We start from the raw sequence: 20,721 nt of genomic DNA, 5'->3' as shown, positions 1-20,721 counted from the left end.
GGCGCGTGCCCCTGCCCCCTGGGGCACGCGCCCCGGTCCCTTCCTGGTCAGTAGCGCCAGGGGTGCCCGGTCTCCCGGTACTCCTCCACCGGCACCAGGGGCACGCCGGGTGCCATCCGGTCGACGTAGAGCCGGCCCTCCAGGTGGTCGATCTCGTGTGCGACCAGCCGGGCCATGCCGAATTCGAACGACGTGATGATCCGGCTGCCGTCCCACTGGGCGTGTTCCACGTCCAGGCGTAGCGGCCGGGGCACCAGACCTCGGTGGTCGAAGAAGGAGAGACAGCCCTCGTACTGCTCGTCGGTCTCCGGGTCGGCGTCGACCACCCGCGGGTTGAGCAGCACGACCGGCTCCGCCGACCGGTCGGGGGGCCGCACCACGGCCGCCGCGCGGCCGATGCCGAACTGCGGAGCGGCGACACCAACGCCCTTGCTGAACGGGTGCAGCTCGTCGAGCCGGGCCAGGGCCATGACGAGCCGGTCGACCACGTCCCGGGCGACATTGTCCTCCCCGGGCAGGTCGAACGGGCGGGCCCGTTGGCGGAGCAGGTCGTCTCCGCGTTGCACGATGCCGAGGCCGCGCATCCGGTCGCTGGGTCGGACCCGGGCGCCGCCGGGGCCGATGTCCGGTTCGGTGTCCGGGCGGGCACGGAACCGCCACTGCATCCGGTAGCGGGCGTTCAGCGGGGGGTCGTCGGTCTGCCAGTCGTAGATCACCCGATCGCCCTCGTCGCGACGGTGTGGTGCCGTCCGAAGCGGGCCCTCCTCCGCGCTGAGCGAGGTCTCCACGCCCCAGACCTGCGGGTCGAGGGCCGCGGGCAGATCCAGACGTACGGCGAGCTGGCGGGTGGGCAGTCGGACGGCCCGCTGGAACCAGGGGCCCCACTTCTCGTGCCCGACGCTGTACGCGTACTCGATGGTGGCCCGGTCTCCCGGGTAGAGGGGGAAGCGTCGCTCCCCGTTCTCGAAGAGCAGCCAGATCTCCTTGAACGCGTCCCGATCGTGCTTGGCTCGCCAGTGCATCGGCTCCGGGTCGCCGCCACCGTCGTCTCGTCGGGCCTGTATCTGCAACTCGGCGAAGGTGAGGGGATGGTCCCGGTGGTGCCGGTTGGAGCGGCCCGGGTCGTTCGGGTAGCGGTCGACGGCGACCCGGACCAGGTAGCGGGTGACCGGCTCGGTGCCGGCGTTGTAGAGCTCACGGTGGATGACGCACCGGTAACCGTCGTCGGCGTGGCTGAGGGTGGCCAGCTCCCGTTCCACGACCAGCCCGGTGCCGGGTGGCAGCCACTGGCCGGGCAGGTACGGCTCGCGGTGCGGTTGACCTGTCCGGGCGTGCCGAAGGTCGTCGTACTCCCGGAAGCGCTGCCAGATCGCGCCGCTGGCCTCCAGGACGGCCTCCGCGCGGCGGGCGAAGTCCTCGGTCGGGCGGTGCCGACGCCCCTCGACGTGGCTCACGTAGGACGGGTCGAACCCCATCAGGACGGCCAGTTGCTTCTTGGACAGCCCGCGCCCGGTCCGTTGCCGGGCAAGTTCGGCCGCGAAGGAGTCGGCAGCCCGTTCGAGGGGTGAGGTAGTCATCAGCTTCCTCGTGGCCGGGGCTATAAGTTTCACGTTCCGTGCCTGGACACACACGCAAGTGGCATGTTTTCGACACACCGCTTGACAATTCACCGATGTCCATCGATTGTGCGGCGGCGTTTCCCAGCACGGACTCCGGGTAGTAGGCGAAGCACTACACCCGCTGAATGCGGGGGTGACCTGGGCGTCCGGGATGTGACCAAGGTGAGGCTTCCCTTACGGCCACGGGCTTGGTTAGGCTAGCCTTAGCTCAGGACGGCACTGGTTCGTCCGCCGGGGCGTACTCCTCGGTCACACAGACAGGGGACGACTCAGGTGACAGCGGTGATGCCACGGCGCGAGGCCGCCACCACGCCGCTCGCCCCCGTCACCGCTGCGCTCCGGGCCATGTTCGGCACCGACGACCTCCCCGGTCTCGCCCGGGGCCTGCTGGTCGAGGACGAGCTCGGCTGGGCGCCCGCCACCACCCTGATCGACGGCAGCCGACTGCCCGAGCTGCTGAACGGCGCGGCCGTCCGCTGGGGCGGCACCCCGCACGCCTGCGCGGCGCTGGCCTGGAAGTCCTACAGCTACTGGGCGGCCCTGCCGGTCGTGCTCGGCTGGGCCTCCGCCCGGCGGGTGCCACTGCTCGACCCGGCCGACCTGCTGATCCATTTCGAGGACCATCGGCAGCTGCTCACCATGGGCCTGCGCCGGGGCACCACGGTGGCGGTGCTGCCGAACGACCCGCTGGCACTGACCGGCCTGCCGGAGGTGCGGGTCGTCGCCGACGAGGCGGAGCTGCTGGCCGCGCTGCGCGCGTCCCTGCTCGACGCCCACCTGGCACCGCTCATCACCGCGATCCAGTCCGAGGTCCGGGTGGGCACCCGGACGCTGCTCGGCTCGGTCGCCTCCGGCATCGCGCACGGCATCCTGCGGGCTGCGGACGCCCTGCCCGGCTCCACCGTGCAGAGCATCGACACCCTGCTCGGCGCACTCGACCTGGCCGACCTGATCGAGCTGGTGCCGGGGCCGACAGGTGAGCCGACAGTGCAGCGCCGCACCTGCTGCCTCGCCTTCACCCTGCCCCGCCCGAAGGTCTGCCAGGGCTGCTGCGTCCGCTGAACCAGACCGGGCCGGTATCAGTCGGTCAACGACCGGACATCCCACACCCACACGCCACCGGTGAAGACCGGTTGGATCCCGGTCAGCTCGGTCATGCCCCGGCGCAGCGCGGCCTCGTGCTCGTGTGGCCCGAGGATGACCACCCCGGCCCGCCAGTAGCGCAGGTCGTCGACCGCTCGGACCCGGCTCTGCGGCGTGATCGGCGGCACCGCACCGGTGCGCCGGATGGTGCTGAAGAAACTGCTGGTCGGTCGGGGAGTCGCACCGAACAACGCGACCTTCGGCGGTTCGGCGTTCGGGCGCGTGTCCGGGCCGAGGAAGTAACCACGGGCCAACGGCATGTCCAGCCGGGTCGCCGCGGACCAGCGCAGCGGCTCGGCGTAGGTGGTGTCCGGCAGCGGCAGGGTCACCACGCTGCGCCCACCGGCCACGTACGGCCGCCACGCCCCACTGGTCACGAAGCTGGGGACCGGGTCGGGGCGGGCCACGGGCAGCGGGGTGGGGACGATCGGCAACAGGGCCATCGTGAGCACGGTGGCGGTGACGAAGCGAACCTGCCCCCTCGCGGCCGGGTGCGCGGCGGCCAACTCGCGGGCACGTTCGGCGCCGTAGGCCAGCAGCAGCCCGATGATCGGGGTGATCGCCAACGCCCAGCGTGTCGGCACCACCGAGTGCAGGATGGGCAGGTTCTCCAGCGCTGCCCAGGGGCCCGGCACACCCGTACCCCGGTTGTCGAAGCGGACCTCCCGCCCCAGCGAGAGCAGCGCGAAGAGCAACCCGAGCGCGGCCAGCGCGAGCACCACGATCGACCGGCGCAGCCACCAGACCAGGGCGATCACCAGCACCACCAGGGCCCACCCGAAGAAGCTGTTCTCCTCGGTCGGGTTCTTGGCCAGGCCCGCGGCGGTGCGCGCGCTACCGGCCAACGACTCCCGGGAGTACGCGACGAACGAGGCCACGTCGCTGGAGTAGCCGCGGATCAGGCGGGACAGCCCGGAGTACGCACCCGGTCCGAAGAACTGGACGTACAGGGGGTACGCGAGCAGGAGCCCGGCGATCCCGGCGGCGACGGCCAGCCCGGCGAGGAAGGGCCGAGCCCGCGACCGTAGATCCGCGCGGCCGAGGGCGAGCACGCCGACCACCACGCCGAGCCCGATCGCGGTCATCAGCAGGATTTCCAGGTTGAGGAACGCCTGCCAGACGATGACCAGCGCGAGCAGGATCCCGTTGCGCAGCCAGCGGCCCGGTTCACCGAGTCGGAGCGTGCGCCAAATGATCAACGGGACGACGAACTGCGACACGATGTTCGGGTGCCCATTGGCGTGCGACACCATGGCCGGCGCGAACGCGCAGAAGCCGGCGGCCAGCCACGCCGGCCCCCGGCTGCCGATCAGAACCCGGGAGAGCAGGAAATACCAGGCCGTGGCGGTGGCAATCATGCCGGCGGTGAGAAAGATCAGAAATGACGTTCGCGGCCCGAACAGCAGGGTGATCGGCGTCATTGGCAATGAAATGGATAATACGGACGTATTGGCCATCAGATTGACGCCGTCGGGCACGTTCATCTGATCGGAATGGAACGGATACGCAAAGTGCGTGACTACTCGCGCACCGTGGGCCATCATCCATTCGAACTGCGACTGATCGGACTGGTTGTCCCGCACATCACTGCCGGGGTCCAGCCAGAGTCGACAGGTGACCCAGAAGCCAAGCACCACGAAGCTCAGCACGGCGGTCAGATCGGCCCACATCCCCCTCCGGGAAGGCCGATCGGCACCGGAAGCACCCTCCGCCGACGGCGCGGCGGCCGGGCTGCGGTTGCCGCTGGGCACGTCCGGTTCAGGAGTAGTCATGACAATTCATAGGGTAGTCAGCGTATGGCACCGCCGTGACATGTTTCGGGGTACTGCCGTACTATGTGCCGGGTTCGCCGACCGCCGATCACGAACCCACCCCCCGACCACAATTCGGCCACCCCGATGCCTCGATTCTTTCGCCGTCCCAGCGGATGATTGACTCTGTCGGTCCAGGCAGGGGTCGAGTTCATATCGTGAGGAATCGACGCATGGCAGAAATCACTGGGGATCAGCGCGTGCAGTCCGAGGTGCTGGAAGGCCTGGCAACTGCTGTCAACCACCGTCGCTGGTTCATCGAACTGGCCGTGCCGTACCTCGGCGACGACCCGATCGAGATCGGCAGCGGTCTCGGTGACTACGCGCTGGAATGGTCCGAGCGGCTGCCACGGTTCACCGCCACCGAGGCCGACCCGGACCGCCTGGTGCAGCTCAAGGAGCGCCTCGCCGACCGCCCGAACGTCGACGTCCGGCAGATGCTGCTGCCGCACAACGACCGGGGCGACTACAGCGCGGCCGTCTCGTACAACGTCCTGGAGCACATCGAGGACCACGTGGGCGCGCTACAGAGCATGCGCGACCTGGTCCGACCCGGCGGCGCCGTGATCATCATCGTGCCCGCGTTCCAGTTCGCGATGGGCCCGGCCGACATCGCCACCGGACACGTCCGCCGCTACACGAAGAAGACGCTCGGGGCGGCGATGACCGCGGCCGGTCTGACGATCGAGAAGATGCACTACGCCAACGCGCTCGGGCTCATCGGCTACTTCATGGCCACCAAGGTCTTCCGGCTGATGCCGAAGGAGGGCCCGATGGTCAAGGTGTACGACACCCTCGTCCTGCCCGCCACCAAGGCCGCCGAACAGCTCGTCCTCCCGCCGTTCGGCCAGTCCGTCTTCGCCGTAGCCCGCGTCCCAGCCTGACCCAGAACCCCCACCGCACCCCCCACCCCCCCACGCCGCCCCGCCCCGCCCGCCCCGCCCCGCCCCGCCCCGCGATCTTGCACTTTCTGTCGTTGTTATGCCTGGTGTGTCAGGAATGCCGGGACAGAAAGTGCAAGATCGCGGGAGTTGAGAGGGGCCTGGGTCAGTCCTTGATTTGGTATGTGGGGCGGATTACTGCTCGGGCGAGGGTGTGGAACGTGAGGTTGAAGCCGACGTAGGCGGGGGTGGCGTCGGGGGTGAGGTCCAGGCGGTCGACGTCGAGGGCGTGCACCGCGAAGACGTACCGGTGCGGGCGGTCGCCGGCCGGCGGAGCCGCCCCGCCGTACCCCTGCTCGCCGTAGTCGTTGCGGACCGAGAACGCCCCACCGAGGTCGGTGCCCGCCGCGCCACCCGCCCCGGTGGGCAACTGGGTGACGTCGACCGGCACGTTCACCAGCACCCAGTGCCAGAAACCGCTGCCCGTCGGCGCGTCCGGGTCGTAGCAGGTCACCGCGAAGCTCTTCGTCTCGGCGGGAAAGTCCGACCAGGCCAGCTGCGGCGAGACGTTGTCACCCCCGGTGCTGCCATGCGCGTGCCGGGCGTCCATCGGCTCGCCGTTCTGCACGTCGTCGCTGGTCAGCGTGAACGAGGGCAGCGTCGGCAGCAGCTCGTACGGGTCCGGGGCGATCGGTCGTTCCAGGGTCATGAGGACGCGTCCTTCCGATGTGCGGAGATACCAGCCCCTTCTTACCCCGCCGCGGCCCTCCCGACGACCGGAAGCACGCGCTGACCGACTGTGGTTTCGCAGAGCTACGGTTGAGTTCGGGCAACGTTCCGCAGGGGGACATCGTGGCCGGCATCTGGCGGGACTTCGCGGTAGCCGTCCTCACCGCGTTCCGCCGCCGGGACGAACGAGCCATCGCCGACGACCGCCGGCGCGGTGGAGCGACTGGCCGAGGAGACGATCCGCCGGGAGCGGGAGCGGCCAACCGTCGACCCGCCGGAGTGACCGCGAGGCCGGACGCCGGAACCCTCCGGAACGAACCGACAAGATGATCTGATGTGGCGGATCTTCCGGTCCCGGCCGGTGATCACCGCGGAGACTCACCGACCGACGCTGTTCGAGGTCTTCTTCGACCTGGTGCTCGTCTTCGGGCTCATCCGGGTCACCACGTTCATGAGCGAGCGACCCTCGTCGGTGACCCTGGTGCAGGGCCTGCTCGTCCTCATGCTGCTGTGGAACTCCTGGCTCGTCTACGCCTGGCTGGGCAACTACGTCCGGCTCGACGTCGGGTTGATCCGGGCCGGCATCGCCGTGGCGATGGCAGCGGTCTTCCTCATCGCGTTGGTCCTCCCCGAAGCCTGGGACACCGGCAGGGGTACGAGGACACCCCGGCTGATCCTGGTGCTGGCGTACCTCGTCGTGCGGTCGACCCAGTTCGCTCTCTTCTACTGGGTGTCGGTGGACGACCCCCGGCGGCTCAGAACCGTCCGGCTCTACGCCCTCACCACAGCGTTGTCCTGGATCCCGCTCGTCCTCGGCGCGGTGTTCGGCGGCACCGCGCAGATCCTGCTCTGGGCGGCGGCGCTCATCATCGACATGGGCGGTGGGGTGCTCGCCCTGCTGGTGGGCGGGTGGCCGGTACGCAGCCCCGGCCACTTCGCGGAGCGGCACGGCCTGGTGGTGATCATCGCTCTAGGAGAGTCCCTGATCTCGGTGGGCGCCGGCGTCGGAACTCAGATGATCCACTGGCCGACCCTGCTGGCCGCGCTGCTCACGCTCACCGTCACCGGGTGCCTGTACTGGTTGTATATCCCCAGCGCGTCGAGCGCCGGGAACGCACTGACGACGGACTCCGGACTGCACCGGGGCTTCGTGGCCGGCAACGCCTACAGCGTCGCCCACCTCCCGCTGCTGGCCGGAACCGTGTACGTGGCGCTCGGGGTCGAAGAGGTGCTCGCCGGCATGGCGCACGGAGAGACGCACGAAACCCTGCACTGGATCCCGGCTGTCGCGCTGTTCGGCGGAACCGCCCTGTACCTCGCGGGCCGGGCGACGTTCCTGGCACTCAGCGTCCGGTGCGTACGACCCGAGCAGTTTCTCGCCCCCGCTGTGGCGCTGCTGCTACTGCCCGTCGGCCGTTACCTGCCCGGCCTGGCCGCTCTGGGCCTGCTCACCGCGTTCCTGGTGATCCTGCTCAGCTACGAGGCGTGGACCAGGCGCAGTGCCGCCGGGTTCGACTGACCCGCGCCAGATCCACTCGACATTCAGGAAATCGCGGCATTCGCGCGGACGTAACACCCCGACTTTCTGGAAGTCGGGTGGATCAAGAATGGCGGAGGGTGTGGGATTCGAACCCACGAAGACATCGCTGCCTTACCGGTTTTCAAGACCAGCGCCATCGGCCACTAGGCGAACCCTCCTTGGCCGTCACCCGTGGGCGTACGGCCACGCATAGTCTGCCACGGCTCGCTCCGGGCGGCCCGGCGTCCCTCCCCGGTGCGCCGGCCAGGCGGTCTGCCGCGTCCACTGTGGGCTACTGCCACGGCGTGTGGGGCGGCACCACGCCACGGGAACGGCGGGCGACGGTGCGCCTGCGGCACCACCGAAGATCGGGAAGACTGGGCCCATGCGAGCCATCACGATTCCGGAGCCCGGTGGACCTGACGCGCTGGTGTGGGCCGAGGTGCCCGATCCGGAGCCGGGCCCGGACGAGGTGATCGTGGACGTGCGGGCCAGCGGGGTGAACCGTGCTGACCTGCTGCAACGGCAGGGACACTACCCGCCGCCGCCGGGCGTGCCCGCGTACCCCGGGTTGGAATGCTCTGGGGTGATCACGGAGGTTGGCGCGGAGGTCGCCGGGTGGGCGGTCGGGCAGCAGGTCTGTGCGCTGCTGGCCGGCGGCGGGTACGCGGAGCGGGTCGCGGTCCCCGCCGGTCAGTTGCTGCCGGTGCCGGCCTGCGACCCGGTCGACGCGGCGGCGCTGCCCGAGGTGGCCTGCACGGTCTGGTCGAACCTGGTCCAGGTGGCGCGGCTCGGCGCGGGTGACACGCTGCTGGTGCACGGAGGCGGCAGCGGGATCGGCACCTTCGCCGTCCAGTTCGGGGCGGCCCTGGGCGTGACGGTGTTGACCACCGCGCGGGAGGCCAAGCACGCCCGGCTGCGTGAGCTGGGCGCGGCGCACGTCATCGACTACCGCGAGCAGGACTTCGTCGAGGAGGTCCGGCGGATCACCGACGGGCGCGGTGTCGACGTCGTCCTCGACATCATGGGTGGGTCCTACCTGGGGCGGAACGTCTCCGCGCTGGCCACCGGCGGTCGGCTCGTGGTGATCGGAATGCAGGGCGGGCGCAAGGCCGAGTTGGATCTCGGGGCGCTGCTGGCCAGGCGGGCCAGCATCGCCGCGACGTCGCTACGGTCCCGTCCGCTCGCCGAGAAGGCGGAGATCGTCCAGGGCGTACGGGACGAGGTGTGGCCGTTGGTCGAGGCGGGCCGGATCCGGCCGATCGTGGACCGGCGGCTGCCGATGACCGAGGCGGCGCAGGCGCACCGGCTCGTCGAGTCGAACGACCACTTCGGCAAGGTGTTGCTCACCCGACCGGCGGGCGGAGGGTCGGCCGCCAGCTGAGTGAGCTGACCGGGTCGCTGTCAGTTGAGCGAGCCGGCCAGGTCGGCCGCAAGCTGAGCGAGCCCACCGGCCCGGCTGTCAGGTGAGCGAGCCGGCCGGCGTCGGGTCGACGGTCGGTCGGGGCAGCACCAGTCGGGCGCCCGGGCCCTCGCCGGCCAGCGCGTCCTCCGGGTTGTTCAACGTGCAACGCTGCAGGGACAGGCAGCCGCAGCCGATGCAGCCGTCCAGGTCGTCGCGGAGCCTGCTGAGCAGCCGGATCCGCTCGTCCAGCCGGCTGCGCCAGCTCGCGGACAGCCGCGCCCAGTCCTGCGGGCTCGGCGTGCGGGCCTCCGGGAGCGAGTCGAGTGCCTCCCGGATCTCGTCGAGCGAGACGCCGACCTGCTGGGAGATCCGGATGAAGGCGACCCGCCGCAGCTCGGCGCGGGCGTACCGGCGCTGGTTGCCGCCGGTGCGGTCGGCGCGGATCAGCCCGAGTCGCTCGTAGTAGCGCAGCGCCGACGGTGCCACCCCGGAGCGGGCGGACAGCTCACCGATCGTCAATGAATCCGGCATCCCCAGGTCCTTGAGTTGAAGTCCACTTCAACTAACACAGTAGTGGCATGGCCACCACACTGACCACCGACAGCAGCGCCCGACTGCCGGGGCTGATCCGGCGACTGACCGGCGACGAGAAACACGCGCCGAGCGCGCACTCCACCGTCGACGTGCTCCAGGTGCTCTACGACCGGGTGCTGCGGGTCACCCCCGACAGCGCCGACGACCCGGAGCGGGACCGGTTCCTGCTCTCCAAGGGCCACGGACCGGCCGCCTACTACGCGGTCCTGGCCGCGCACGGCTTCATCCCGGACGCCTGGCTCGACGACCTGGCCGGACCGGAGAGCCGGCTCGGCCACCACCCGGACCGGCTCCTGGTGCCCGGGGTCGAGATCGGCTCCGGCTCCCTCGGGCACGGCCTCGGGCTGGCCGTCGGCACCGCGCTCGGCCTGCGCGCCCAGGGGCTGGGCAAACCCCGGGTGTACGTGCTGCTCGGCGACGCCGAACTGGACGAGGGATCCAACCACGAGGCGATCGCGTACGCCGGAGCGACCGGCCTGGACAGCCTCACCGCTGTCGTGGTCGACAACGCGTCGGCCAGTCACGGGTGGGCCGGTGGCATCGCCGGCCGGTTCACCGTCAACGGTTGGACCGCCGACACCGTCGACGGCCGCGATCACGAAGCCCTGTACGCGGCACTGACCGGACACCGACCACGACACCCGCACCTGGTGGTCGCCCGCATCGAGAGCAGGGGATGACCGACATGCGCACCGCCTTCATCGACACCGCCACCGCGCTCCTCGACGAGGACCCGCGTACCGCGCTGGTGCTGGCCGACATCTCGGCGAGCCAGTTCGCCTCCGCCGGCCACCGCCACCCGGACCGGGTGCTCAACGTCGGGATCCGGGAGCAACTGATGATCGGTGTGGCCGGCGGGCTCGCCCTGACCGGGCTGCGTCCGATCGCGCACTCGTACGCGACGTTCCTGGTGGACCGGGCGTACGAGCAGATCAAGTTGGATCTGGACCACCAGGGCGTGGGCGCCGTCCTGGTCAGCATCGGCGCGTCGTACGACGGGTCGGCTGAGGGTCGCACCCATCAGTCGCCCGGAGACGTGGCGCTCTTCGACTCCCTCGGTGACGGCTGGACCGTCCGGGTGCCCGGCCACCCGGACGAGGTGGGGCCGCTGCTGCGCAACGCCGCGACCACCGACGATCCGGTCTACCTGCGGCTCTGCGAGCAGCGCAACACCGAGGCGTACCCGGACGCCTCCCGGCTACGGGTGCTTCGGCAGGGCTCGACGCATGCGCCCCTGGTGGTGGCGGTCGGACCGATGCTCGACCCCACCCTGGCGGCGACCGAGGGAATGGACGTGACAGTGGCGTACACCCACACACCCCGGCCGCTCGACACGCCGGGGCTGCGGGCGCTGGCGAACACCGACGTGGTGCTGGTCGAGCCGTACCTGGCGGGAACGTCGAGCGCGCTCGTCAGCCGGGCCCTGGCGGATGTGCCGCACCGGCTGCTCGCCCTGGGGGTGGGTCAGACCGACCTGCGACGGTACGGAGATCCGGCCGACCATGCCCGGTGGCACGGGCTGGACGCCGACGGCCTGCGGCGGTCGATCAGCGCGTTCCTGGGGTCAGTTGGCGGCTGAGACGGCGGGGCGGCGGCGAGCGCGCTCGCGCCCGAGGATCCAGATCGCCTCGACGCCGTCCTTCCAGGTGATCTTCTTGCCCTCTTCGCGGCCGCGGGCCCGGTAGCTGATCGGCACCTCGTACGGCCGGATCCGGCGACGCAGCAGCTTGCCGGTCACCTCGGCCTCCATGCCGAAGCCGCGCGAGCGCACCCCGAGCGACCGGTAGAGCGCCACCGGCATCAGCTTGAAGCAGGTCTCCAGGTCGCCGATGTACGAGTTGAACAGCACGTTGGCCGCCATCGTGACGCCCTTGTTGCCCATCACGTACCAGAAGCTGTAGGCGCTGTGGCTGCCGAAGGTGCGATTGCCGTAGACCACAGTGGCCCGGCCGTCGAGCACCGGGTCGAGCAGCTTGGGGATGTCCTGCGGGTCGTACTCCAGGTCGGCGTCGAGGATGACCATGTAGTCACCCTCCGCGCTGTCGACCGCCGTCTTGATGGCGGCACCCTTGCCGGCGTTGCGCTGGTGGGTGATGACCCGAAGGCGCGCGTCGTCGGCGCGACCGAGGACCTCGCCGGTGCCGTCGCGGCTGCCGTCGTCGACGACGACCAACTCGATCTCACACGGATAGTCAACCGCCAATGCCTGCTTGAGGGCATCCGCGATGCGTTCTTCCTCGTTGTAGACCGGCATGAGGATCGAGAGCTTCACGGGGATCTCCACGGTGGCGGCAACACGTCGGCCATAGCCTAACCTGGTTGGTTTGTTAACCGCGTACCGCTACCGCTGGGCAGTCGACGCGGCGGCCTCAGATCAATGGTGTTTACTTCCGCCATGTCGGCTGCCGGCTCCCTGCTCGCGGTGGTTCCTGCCGCCGCGGTGCTTTTGCTCATCGTCGCGGCGATGCCACGAGAGGCTGGCGCGGTGGCACCGCTGCGGCTCGCCGTGGTGCGCGCCGTCCTGCTCAGCGGGGCGTACGCGGTGCTCGTCGTCGAGGTGCTCGGCGCGTCGCACGCGCTGACCCGAGGCGCGTTCACAGTCGCCTGGCTGCTTCTGCTGGTCACCGCCGCTGTGGCGGCCGCCCTGCGTTGGCGACGGGCGACCCGCCCCGGGCAGCCGTCCGCCGCCACACCGGTGCCGGTCAGCGCTGCGCCGGCAGTCAGCACCGCACCGCAGCCGGTGCCGGTCGGCGCGGTGGCATCAGGTGGCGGAGCCGACGTGTCCGCCCCGACCGCCGAGCGCGGTGAGCCCGACTCCACGCCGATCCGGGCCGCTCGGGGGTTCGCTGACCTTCGTGCCGCGGCGGTCGACGCGTGGCGTACGGCCCGGCCGGGTGAGCGGCTCCTCGCCGGCACGGTCGGCGGGCTGCTCCTGCTGGAGCTGCTGGTCGCGCTGCTGGCCGAGCCGAACAACTTCGACTCGCAGACGTACCACCTGCCGAAGGTGGAGCACTGGGTGGCCCAGGGTGACCTGGACTTCTGGCCCACCGCCATCCACCGGCAGGTGACCATTCCGCCCGGAGCCGAGTACCTGCTGCTGCACCTGCGCCTGCTCACCGGCGGGGACCACCTGCACAACCTGGTGCAGTGGGCGGCCGGCGTGGTCTGTCTCCTGGTGGCCGCACGGATCACCGCGCAGCTCGGCGGTGGCCGGCGGGCCCAGTTGCTCACCGCGTTCGTGCTGGCGACCACGCCGATGGTCGTGCTCCAGGCGACCAGCACGCAGACCGACCTGATCTGCGCGGCGTGGGTGGCCTGCGCGGCGACCCTGACGCTGGACGGGCTGCGTCGACGGACCGGCTGGGGCACGCTGCTCGGTCTGGGGGCGGCCACCGGGTTGACCGCGGTGACCAAGACCAGCGGCCTGATCGCGGTCGGTCCGCTGCTGGTGCTCTGGGGGCTGGCCCAGTTGAGGCTGGCCTGGGCCGACCGATCGGCACCGGCCGGGCCGTCGTCAGTGCCCGGCGGAGGTCGGCGGGCCTGGCCGGTCGGCGGGCTGGCCCGCACCGTCGGCGGTTCGGTGCTGATCCTGGTGGTCGCTGCCGTGGTGGTCGGCCCGTTCCTGGCCCGGGTGACCGCCGAGTTCGGGCACCCGCTGGGGCCGCCCCGGCTGCGCGAGTCCATCCCCATGGAGCGGCACGACCCGGCGTCGGTGGTGGTCAACGCGCTGCGGATCGGGCACACCGCGTTCGACACGCCGCTGGCGCCGCTGCGGCGGGCCGGGGCCGAGGTGATCATCCGCGGCGCCGAGGCGATCGGGGTGGACCCGCAGGACCGCGCCATCACCTTCGGGCGGGAGCTGTTCCCGGAGCCGGCCTGGTATCCGGACGAGGACCGGGTGGCGTTCCCGCTGGCCGGGGCGTTGGCACTGATCGGTGCGGTGATCGCGCTCGCCCGACCACGGCGGATCACTCCCGAGCGGGCCGGGTCGCTGCGGGCGTACGCCGTGGTGGTGCTGACCGCCGTGCTGCTGCACACCGCGATGATCAAGTGGCAGCCGTGGGGCAACCGGCTGCTGCTCTACGCCGTCGTGCTCGCCACGCCCCTCGCCGGCCTCTGGCTGGACGCCGTCCTGCGTAACCGCCCTGGTGGGCGTCGAACGGTTGCCACCGTGGCGGCCGTCACCGTGCTGGCCACCTCGGCGCTGGCCGGAGTGCTCGCGCTGTCGTACGGCTTCCCGCGCCGGCTGGTCGGCGCCGGCTCGGTGTTCACCACCTCGGACTGGGACACCCGGTTCCTGCGCCGCCCCCAGTGGGCCGACGAGTTCCGCTGGGCGGCGACAGCGGTCCAGGACAGCGGTGCGCGACGGATCGGGCTGGTGCAGCAGAACGACAACTGGGAGTACCCGTGGTGGCTGCTGCTGCGGCAGCCCGACGGCGGCTCACCGGACCTGGTGGCGTTGCAGTCGGTGTTGCCGGAACGTCCGCCGGCCGACCCCTCCTCGGTCGACGCGATCGTCTGCACCGGCAACCAGGCGGCCTGCGCCAAGCTCGTCCCGGCCGGCTGGCGGCTGGAGTTCCGCGGCTATGTCGGCTACGCCCTGCCGCCGGGCCGCTAGAGCCGCCGCGGGGGGGGCGGATAGTCCGATCCGGGCGGTTCTGCATCCCGCGCGCAAGGATCTGAGGCGCATTCACATCTGTTGATCGGCACGTTACCGTCTGGTAACTCAATCGACGTCCCGCGATTGAGCCGAAAGGAGTGCGTCGATGCCTGCAATCCCCGCCAGGCCCGAACGCGCGACCCGACGACGGGCCATCACCGTCGCCGTCGCCGTCGCCGCTCTCGTCCTACCGATGCTCGCCGGACCGGCCACCCCCGCCACCGCCGCCGACAGACCAACCGTCCAACCACTGCCCGCCAACCTCGAAGCCATCCGGGCCGCCGAGGCGACCGCCCTCTACGGCAGCCCCGCGATCCGCCCGATCGAACAACGGCGTACGGCGCTGATCACCATGGGTGACAGCGAAATCTCCGGTGAGGGGGTCGGCAACTACGTCCCCGGCACCCACCAGGACGGCAACTGGTGCGACCGCTCGTACGACCAGGCGGTCTTCCGCACCGGCATCACGTCGGACGCGCAGTACAACATCGCCTGCTCCGGTGCCACCCCCTGGAACCTGATCGCCGGCGGCCCGACCCAGCACAACGAGCTGAACCAGGGCGACCACCTGGGCATCAAGGCGCGTAACACGCACGTGAAGCTGATCTGGGTGGTGGTCGGCGCGAACGGTGACGGCACCATCCAGTTCGGTCCGGTCGCCACCGACTGCGCAGTCCGCCGGGTCTTCTTCCAGGGCGCCTGCTACCCCACCTACACCGACCAGTGGACGATCCGCACCGACGGCAGCCGGCGGGCGGTGGAGTCGGCGCTGACCGACATCCGGCAGACCATGACCAACGCCGGCTACCTGCGGTCGGACTACGAACTGGTGCTGATGTCGTACCCGAGCCCCGGCAGCCCCGACGTGGAGGACAACCCCAACTTCCCCGGCTGGTACTCCGGCGGTTGTCTGCTCTACCTGGCCGACGCGGCGTTCGCCCGGAACAAGGCGGTGCCGATGTTCGAGTCGGCGCTGCGCTCGGCCGCCGCGAACACCGGAACCCGCTACCTCGACGCCAGCCGGCTCTTCCACGGGCACGAGGTGTGCACCGACAACACCTCGGTGCGCGGCCTCTTCATCGAGGTCGGCATCTGGAACGAGAACGCCGCCCGACAGTCGTTCCACCCCAACGCCCGTGGGCACGGCATGTTCGCCCAGTGCATCACCCAGTTCTGGAACTCCGGGCAGACCCGGGCGAGCTGCGTCGACCCGGCCAGCACCGGCGGTGGCGTGCTCTACCCGGGCCTGCTGGAGTTCAAGCAACTACGCAACCTGGCCACCGGCACCTGTGTCGACGGCAAGGGGTACGACTCCCGCAACGGCACCGCGCAGCAGCCGTACTCCTGCCACGGTGGGCGTAACCAGGGCTTCTGGTACGACCCGGCGCGGCGGTCGTTGCACTCGGAGCTGTCCCACGACCGTTGCCTGGACGTCGCCAGCAGCTCGATGACCGCCGGCACCGCGGTCAACATCTACGACTGCAACGGCACCGGCGCGCAGCAGTTCGTCTTCTCCGGCAACCAGATCAGGCCGGCCGCCGCCAGCAACCTGTGCGTGGCGTTCGACAACCCGTTGCTGGGCAGCTCGCGCCTGCGGTTGGCGAACTGCGGAAGCAGCACCCGACAGCAGTGGTCGTTCGAGGCCCGTACCGCCGCCAACCCGGTCGGCTACGGTCACGACGACTTCATCGGCTCCCGCGTCTACTGAGCAGGGTCAGGGGCCCTGGCGTCGGCCAGGGCCCCTTCGCTCACCTGACGCGGGGAACGAGGACGAGCCGGGCCACGCCCTTGTCGCCGTCCTTCGCGCCGGCCACCCCGAGCGTCGCGCCGACCTTCACCTCGCTCGGCTGCACCGTGGCCCGCCGCTCGACCACCCGCAGGTCGTCGCCGAAGGTCCAGGTCATCGTGAAGCCGTCGGTGGACTTGACGGTCATCAAGTCGCCGTCGATCGCTGTCACCTCGCCGCGCTGCACGGCGACGGTCTGCGTACCGCCGTCCTTCGTCTTCACCACCGCCTCACCGTGCAGGGTGTTCTTACGCAGCAGCACGCGGGCCTGGCGGCGCTTGCGCCACTCCTCGCCGCGCTTGTCCCGGGCCTTTTCCTTGGCGGTGGGGGACGCGTCCGGCGTCGGCGTGGCCGGAGCGGCGACGGTCCGCACGTCCAGGTCGTCGGCGTCGAAGCCCATCGCGGTCAGCGCCTGACCCTCGACTCCCATGGCGGCGGCGACGTCGACGGCGACATCCCGGGCGGGCTGGCTGGCCACCTCGGCCGCGCCGCAGCCGCTGACGCCGAGCGCGACCGCCGTGAGCAGTGCCGTGGTGCCGGTGGCGATACCCCAACGTGGCATGACTCTCCCCCTCTGTCAGTGGAGCCCTCAGCCTCGCCGGGGAGGACGAGGGGAGCGTCAGGCCGACGTTCGGGTCAGGTAAGGATCGCCGGGCAGCCGGACGGTGAAGGCGGCACCGCCCTCCGGCGCGTGCCCGGCGGCGATCTCCCCGCCCAACCGGCGGACCAGCCCGGCGGCCAGCGCCAACCCCAGCCCGCTGCCCACCTTGCGCACCCCCCGGTAACGCTCGTGCAGCGCACCGCGTTCGAAGGCCACCGCCAGGTCGTCGTCGGTGAAGCCGGGCCCGCCGTCGCGGATCTCCAACACGCCGCCGTGCGCCGGGTCCGCGCCGGCCGCCCGGACCGCGAGCACCACCGGCGACCCCGGGGGTACGACCCGCAGCGCGTTCTCCAGCAGCCCGTCCAGGACCTGCCGGATCCTCCCCGGATCGGTGTACGCGGGCACCGGCTGACCGGGCGTCTCCACCCGCAACGGCACCCCCACCGCCGCGCACCGACCGGACCAGGTCGGCTCCGCGTCCAGGGCCAGCCGGGTCAGGTCCACCGGCACCGGTTCCAGGGGAAAGTCGGCGGCCTCCAGCCGGGCCAGTGCCAACAGGTCGCCGATCAGCCGGTCCAGGTGCTGGGCCTCGGCCAGCACCGTCCGACCGGTGTCCACCGTGTCGTCGGCGCCGAGCACCCCGTCGGCGAGCGCCTCGGCGTACCCCCGGATCGCGGTCAGCGGGGTGCGCAGCTCGTGCGAGACGGAGAGCAGGAACTCCCGCTGCCGCCCCTCGCTGGTGGCCAGCGCGGCAGCCAGACCGTTCAACGCCTCGGCCAGGTCGGCGACCTCGTCCGGCGACTCGACCGGCACCCGGACGGCCCGGTCACCGGCGCGCAGCCGGGCGGCGGCGGTGGCCGCGACGCGGATCGGCCGGGCCAGCCGGCGGGCCAGCAGCAGCCCGGCCACCACACCGGCGGTCAACCCGGCCAGCAGCGGCAACCAGAGACTGAGCAGCACCCGGGCCCACAGCCCGTTGGCCAGCGGACGGGAGAGCACCACCCCGTTGCCGCCGGGCAGGGCCCGACCCTCGACCAGGGCCCGCTCACCGTTGACGGAACGGCGGGCCGACACGTTGCGGCCCTGCCCGATCCGCTGCACCACCCGGGGTGGCAGACCCGCCCGGTCGGCCGCACCACGGCGGATCAGGTACGCGTCGATGTCCTGGTCGCGCAGTTGTTGGATGAGCCGTTCCTCGTCGGCGCTGCGACCCCGGTCGAGGCGGGTCCGCAGCACCTCGGCGGCGAGTCGGGCCTGGGCGGCGAGCGCCTCCTGCTCACCGCGCTCCGCGCCCCGGATCGCCAACGGCACCGCGACGATGGCGGTGACCAGCACCGACACCAGCGCCACCGCGCAGGTGACGAGCACCGCGCGGGCGGTCAGCGTACGGCCGGGTCGGCTTCGTCGGGGTGCGGTGGGTGGGGCGCCGACCACCGGCAGGGCCATGGTCGGCGACTCGACGCGCCCGGGGTGGTCAGACATCTACCGCGTACCCGACGCCGCGATGGGTCCGGATCACGCTCGCCGGGCCGAGCTTCGCCCGCACCTGGGCGACGTGCACGTCCACCGTCCGGGTGCCGGCGTGCGCCGCGTAGCCCCAGACCCCGGCCAGCAACTCCTCCCGGGTGAAGACCCGGCCGGGCCGGGCCATCAGGTGGGCCAGCAGGTCGAACTCGGTGGAGGTGAGCTGCACCGGGGCACCGGCGGCGAGGACCGTACGGCGGGCCGGGTCGAGGGTCACCGGGCCGACGACCCGTGGGCGGTCCGCGCCCTCGGGGCCGCCGGCGGATCGGCGCAGCACCGCGCGGACCCGGGCAACCAGCTCCCGAGGGCTGAACGGCTTGGTGACGTAGTCGTCGGCACCCAGCTCCAGGCCGACTATCCGGTCCACCTCGTCGTCGCGGGCGGTGAGGAAGATGACCGGGGTCCAGTCGCCGGCCTCGCGCAGCCGGCGGCAGATCTCGGTGCCCGGCAGACCCGGCAGCGCGATGTCCAGGACGCAGGCCACCGGGCGCATCCGGCGAGCCGCGCTCAGACCGGCCTCGCCGTCACGTTCCAGGTGAACGCCGAAGCCGTCCCGGGTCAGGTAGAGCCGGACCAGGTCGGCGATGGCCGGCTCGTCCTCCACGACGAGGACGAGCCCGCGATGCCGTGGTTCGACGGTCACCGGCCCATGATTGCCGACTGCGCAGCCTCGGCGCGATCGGTGTGTGTTCGAGTTCGGTAAAGGCGGGGTCAGCTCACCAGGACGGAGCGAACAACCCGGGCCGAGTGGCGGCCGGCGCGTCACCGATGCTGGCGACGACCCGCGCGCCCGGCGGCCGCAGGCGGGTCCGGAACGCCTGGTTGAGCAACGCGTCGAGCTGCCAGACCTGCTTCGGGTGACTGGTCCGGATCAGGAACCGCTCACGGATCCCGTCGATCGCGGTGGCCGCCATCTCGACCGACTGCAGCCGCGGGTCCGGGCTCCAGGTGACGTTGCTCAACTCGCGCAGCTCGGTGTTGAGGTGCAGGCGCAGTCGGTGCAGGAGGCGGGTCTGCTGGGTCACCACCAGGCGGCGGTGCGTGAGTAACAACAGGTAGTCGCCGGTGACCGGGCGGTCGGGGCGGCTGCAACGGGTGACCAGGATGGTGGCGTCCCCGGAGCCGACGCAGCGCCGGAAGACCGGCATGTGCCGGCTCACCGTCTGCACGGCCAGGCCAGCCTCAGCGGCGGCCGGGAGGAACGTTCGGGAGAAGACGTCCATGACCTGCCCAACGACGTCCCCAGCAGGGTGACGTGGGTCACCCGGGATTTTTGGAAGTTCCACGCCGCCTGTCGCACTGCCTGTCCGACTTCCGACTCGGACGGATCATGGTCAGGGGTTCGGCTGAAGTGGACTGGCGGCGAACAGCTCCTCCAGCCAGCCCGGGACCGCGTCGGCGTACTCGGCGCGGGACTCCTCGGCGGTGTCCAGGGCCCGACGCCAGGACAGCGACCGGCTCACCGGCCCCAGGCCGATCGCGAGGTCGGCGGCCTCCACGAGGGTCCGCCGGTCGTACCGGTCGGTCCACACCTCCAGGTACGCGTCGCGCAACCGCACCAGCTGGGCGTCGGCGGCGGCGAGCTTCGCGGCGTGCCCGACGGAGCGCAGGGTCACCAGCAGCGTGCCGAACGGGTGCGCCACGGAGGCGTCGCCCCAGTCGAAGTAGCGGTACCCGGCCGCGCCGGCGAAGACGTTGCCGTCGTGCAGGTCGTCGTGTTGCACGGTCGCCGGGATGCCGAAGTCGGCGAGCCGACGACACCGCCGCGCGTACGCCGGCAGCTCGGCCCGCAGCCGCTCGTGCACCTCGGGATCGAGCCCACCCTCGGCGCCGATCAGCAGCGCCTCGTGATCGTCGAGCAGCTCGGCGAAGAGACCGGCCAGCACCTCCGGCCGCTGATCCGGCACGCCCAGGGCGACCAGCTCGTCGGCGCGCGACGCGCTCGCCAGTTGCAGCGCCGCGTACCCGGGCAGCGCCCGCTCCCAGTGCGTCAGGTCGGGGTCGCGCGCCAGCACGTCGCGCAGCGACTCGCCGCCGTCGGGCAGCAGCGACCAGCCCTGCGCCGGGTCCACCGCGATCGGCGTCAGCACCCGGTCGGGCGTCAACTCGGCGAGCGCCGCGATCAGGACGGCCTCGTGCACGGTGCCCGGGTTGTTGGCCTTGAACCACACCGGGCCGTCGTCGGTGGGCACCCGCCACACCAGCGACCACGGCCGCAGCCTCGGCTCCACCAGCCCGGTCACCCGTCGGCCGGCCTGGCTGAGCTGCGCGTCAACCCAGGACCGGGCCCGCACCTGCCACTGCTCGCTGGACCAGTCGGGGGCACGCTCACCGGCGATCGTCGTCACGCTGGGCACCCTAGGCCGTCCGCCCGACGTTGGGGAGCGCTTTTCCGGCCGGCACGTCCCGGCGTTCCAGCGAAGGCCGATTGCGCACTCTGCGAGATGCG

At 71.4% G+C, this 20,721-nt stretch carries 18 protein-coding genes and 1 tRNA gene; 8 read left to right on the top strand and 11 right to left on the bottom strand.

Annotated elements, in window-relative coordinates:
* Positions 1-47: 47 nt before the first annotated feature.
* Positions 48-1,577, bottom strand: a complete 1,530-nt coding sequence (locus AB0877_RS18910; RefSeq protein WP_366610217.1) for a peptide deformylase — start codon at positions 1,575-1,577, stop codon at positions 48-50.
* 327 nt (positions 1,578-1,904) lie between these two features.
* Between AB0877_RS18910 and AB0877_RS18905 the strand changes: the two genes are divergently transcribed.
* Complete coding sequence (locus AB0877_RS18905; protein ID WP_366610215.1) at positions 1,905-2,681, top strand: hypothetical protein; 777 nt, start codon at positions 1,905-1,907, stop codon at positions 2,679-2,681.
* A gap of 17 nt (positions 2,682-2,698) precedes the next feature.
* On the opposite strand, the gene AB0877_RS18900 is transcribed toward AB0877_RS18905, so the two are convergent.
* On the bottom strand, positions 2,699-4,432 hold the full coding sequence (locus AB0877_RS18900; RefSeq protein ID WP_366610288.1) for a hypothetical protein: 1,734 nt from the start codon (positions 4,430-4,432) through the stop codon (positions 2,699-2,701).
* A gap of 314 nt (positions 4,433-4,746) precedes the next feature.
* Between AB0877_RS18900 and AB0877_RS18895 the strand changes: the two genes are divergently transcribed.
* Positions 4,747-5,457 (top strand): class I SAM-dependent methyltransferase, encoded by a 711-nt coding sequence (locus AB0877_RS18895; protein ID WP_366610213.1) that lies wholly within the window; start codon positions 4,747-4,749, stop codon positions 5,455-5,457.
* Between the two features lie 163 nt (positions 5,458-5,620).
* Here AB0877_RS18895 and AB0877_RS18890 read toward each other — a convergent pair whose 3' ends face one another.
* The gene (locus AB0877_RS18890; RefSeq protein ID WP_366610211.1) at positions 5,621-6,163 is read right to left on the bottom strand and encodes a YbhB/YbcL family Raf kinase inhibitor-like protein; all 543 of its coding nucleotides are present in this window, start codon (positions 6,161-6,163) and stop codon (positions 5,621-5,623) included.
* Between the two features lie 354 nt (positions 6,164-6,517).
* Between AB0877_RS18890 and AB0877_RS18885 the strand changes: the two genes are divergently transcribed.
* Positions 6,518-7,702, top strand: a complete 1,185-nt coding sequence (locus AB0877_RS18885) for a low temperature requirement protein A (RefSeq protein ID WP_366610209.1) — start codon at positions 6,518-6,520, stop codon at positions 7,700-7,702.
* Between the two features lie 89 nt (positions 7,703-7,791).
* On the opposite strand, the gene AB0877_RS18880 is transcribed toward AB0877_RS18885, so the two are convergent.
* Positions 7,792-7,881, bottom strand: a tRNA-Ser gene (locus AB0877_RS18880).
* Positions 7,882-8,087: 206 nt separating this feature from the next.
* Here AB0877_RS18880 and AB0877_RS18875 point away from each other — a divergent pair.
* Positions 8,088-9,086, top strand: coding sequence for an NAD(P)H-quinone oxidoreductase (locus tag AB0877_RS18875; RefSeq protein ID WP_366610207.1), 999 nt, complete (start codon positions 8,088-8,090; stop codon positions 9,084-9,086).
* 78 nt (positions 9,087-9,164) lie between these two features.
* On the opposite strand, the gene soxR is transcribed toward AB0877_RS18875, so the two are convergent.
* On the bottom strand, positions 9,165-9,638 hold the full coding sequence (gene soxR / locus AB0877_RS18870) for a redox-sensitive transcriptional activator SoxR (protein ID WP_366610206.1): 474 nt from the start codon (positions 9,636-9,638) through the stop codon (positions 9,165-9,167).
* Positions 9,639-9,685: 47 nt separating this feature from the next.
* Between soxR and AB0877_RS18865 the strand changes: the two genes are divergently transcribed.
* Together AB0877_RS18865 and AB0877_RS18860 are read left to right on the top strand one after the other, a co-directional pair.
* Positions 9,686-10,381, top strand: coding sequence for a transketolase (locus tag AB0877_RS18865; RefSeq protein WP_366610205.1), 696 nt, complete (start codon positions 9,686-9,688; stop codon positions 10,379-10,381).
* A 5-nt stretch (positions 10,382-10,386) separates the two neighbouring features.
* Positions 10,387-11,280, top strand: coding sequence for a transketolase (locus AB0877_RS18860; RefSeq protein ID WP_366610204.1), 894 nt, complete (start codon positions 10,387-10,389; stop codon positions 11,278-11,280).
* Here AB0877_RS18860 and AB0877_RS18855 read toward each other — a convergent pair.
* Positions 11,266-11,973: a glycosyltransferase family 2 protein gene (locus AB0877_RS18855; RefSeq protein WP_091397575.1), complete on the bottom strand. Its 708-nt coding sequence runs from the start codon at positions 11,971-11,973 to the stop codon at positions 11,266-11,268. The two genes, AB0877_RS18860 and AB0877_RS18855, sit on opposite strands and share 15 nt — an antisense overlap.
* A gap of 192 nt (positions 11,974-12,165) precedes the next feature.
* Between AB0877_RS18855 and AB0877_RS18850 the strand changes: the two genes are divergently transcribed.
* Together AB0877_RS18850 and AB0877_RS18845 are read left to right on the top strand one after the other, a co-directional pair.
* The gene (locus AB0877_RS18850; RefSeq protein ID WP_366610203.1) at positions 12,166-14,319 is read left to right on the top strand and encodes a glycosyltransferase family 39 protein; all 2,154 of its coding nucleotides are present in this window, start codon (positions 12,166-12,168) and stop codon (positions 14,317-14,319) included.
* 148 nt (positions 14,320-14,467) lie between these two features.
* Positions 14,468-16,069 (top strand): ricin-type beta-trefoil lectin domain protein, encoded by a 1,602-nt coding sequence (locus AB0877_RS18845; RefSeq protein ID WP_366610201.1) that lies wholly within the window; start codon positions 14,468-14,470, stop codon positions 16,067-16,069.
* A gap of 40 nt (positions 16,070-16,109) precedes the next feature.
* Here the strand turns inward: AB0877_RS18845 and AB0877_RS18840 are convergent, their stop codons facing one another.
* The 5 genes from AB0877_RS18840 to AB0877_RS18820 all read right to left on the bottom strand — a co-directional run bounded on the left by AB0877_RS18840 (position 16,110) and on the right by AB0877_RS18820 (position 20,620).
* On the bottom strand, positions 16,110-16,709 hold the full coding sequence (locus tag AB0877_RS18840) for a hypothetical protein (protein ID WP_366610200.1): 600 nt from the start codon (positions 16,707-16,709) through the stop codon (positions 16,110-16,112).
* Between the two features lie 57 nt (positions 16,710-16,766).
* Positions 16,767-18,230 (bottom strand): HAMP domain-containing sensor histidine kinase, encoded by a 1,464-nt coding sequence (locus tag AB0877_RS18835; RefSeq protein ID WP_366610198.1) that lies wholly within the window; start codon positions 18,228-18,230, stop codon positions 16,767-16,769.
* Positions 18,223-18,915: a response regulator transcription factor gene (locus AB0877_RS18830; protein WP_366610196.1), complete on the bottom strand. Its 693-nt coding sequence runs from the start codon at positions 18,913-18,915 to the stop codon at positions 18,223-18,225. Before AB0877_RS18830 ends, AB0877_RS18835 begins: the two co-directional genes overlap by 8 nt.
* 73 nt (positions 18,916-18,988) lie before the next feature.
* Positions 18,989-19,495 carry a hypothetical protein gene (locus tag AB0877_RS18825; RefSeq protein ID WP_366610194.1) on the bottom strand — a complete coding sequence of 169 codons (507 nt, stop codon included), beginning with the start codon at positions 19,493-19,495 and terminating at the stop codon, positions 18,989-18,991.
* A 111-nt stretch (positions 19,496-19,606) separates the two neighbouring features.
* Positions 19,607-20,620, bottom strand: a complete 1,014-nt coding sequence (locus AB0877_RS18820; protein WP_366610192.1) for an aminoglycoside phosphotransferase family protein — start codon at positions 20,618-20,620, stop codon at positions 19,607-19,609.
* Between the last annotated feature and the right edge of the window lie 101 nt (positions 20,621-20,721).

It is taken from the genome of Micromonospora sp. NPDC047644, from assembly GCF_040704315.1.
Taxonomy (GTDB): domain Bacteria; phylum Actinomycetota; class Actinomycetes; order Mycobacteriales; family Micromonosporaceae; genus Micromonospora.
The sequence above is the reverse complement of the archived record's forward strand: the minus strand, read 5'-3'. Positions and strand labels throughout refer to the sequence as shown.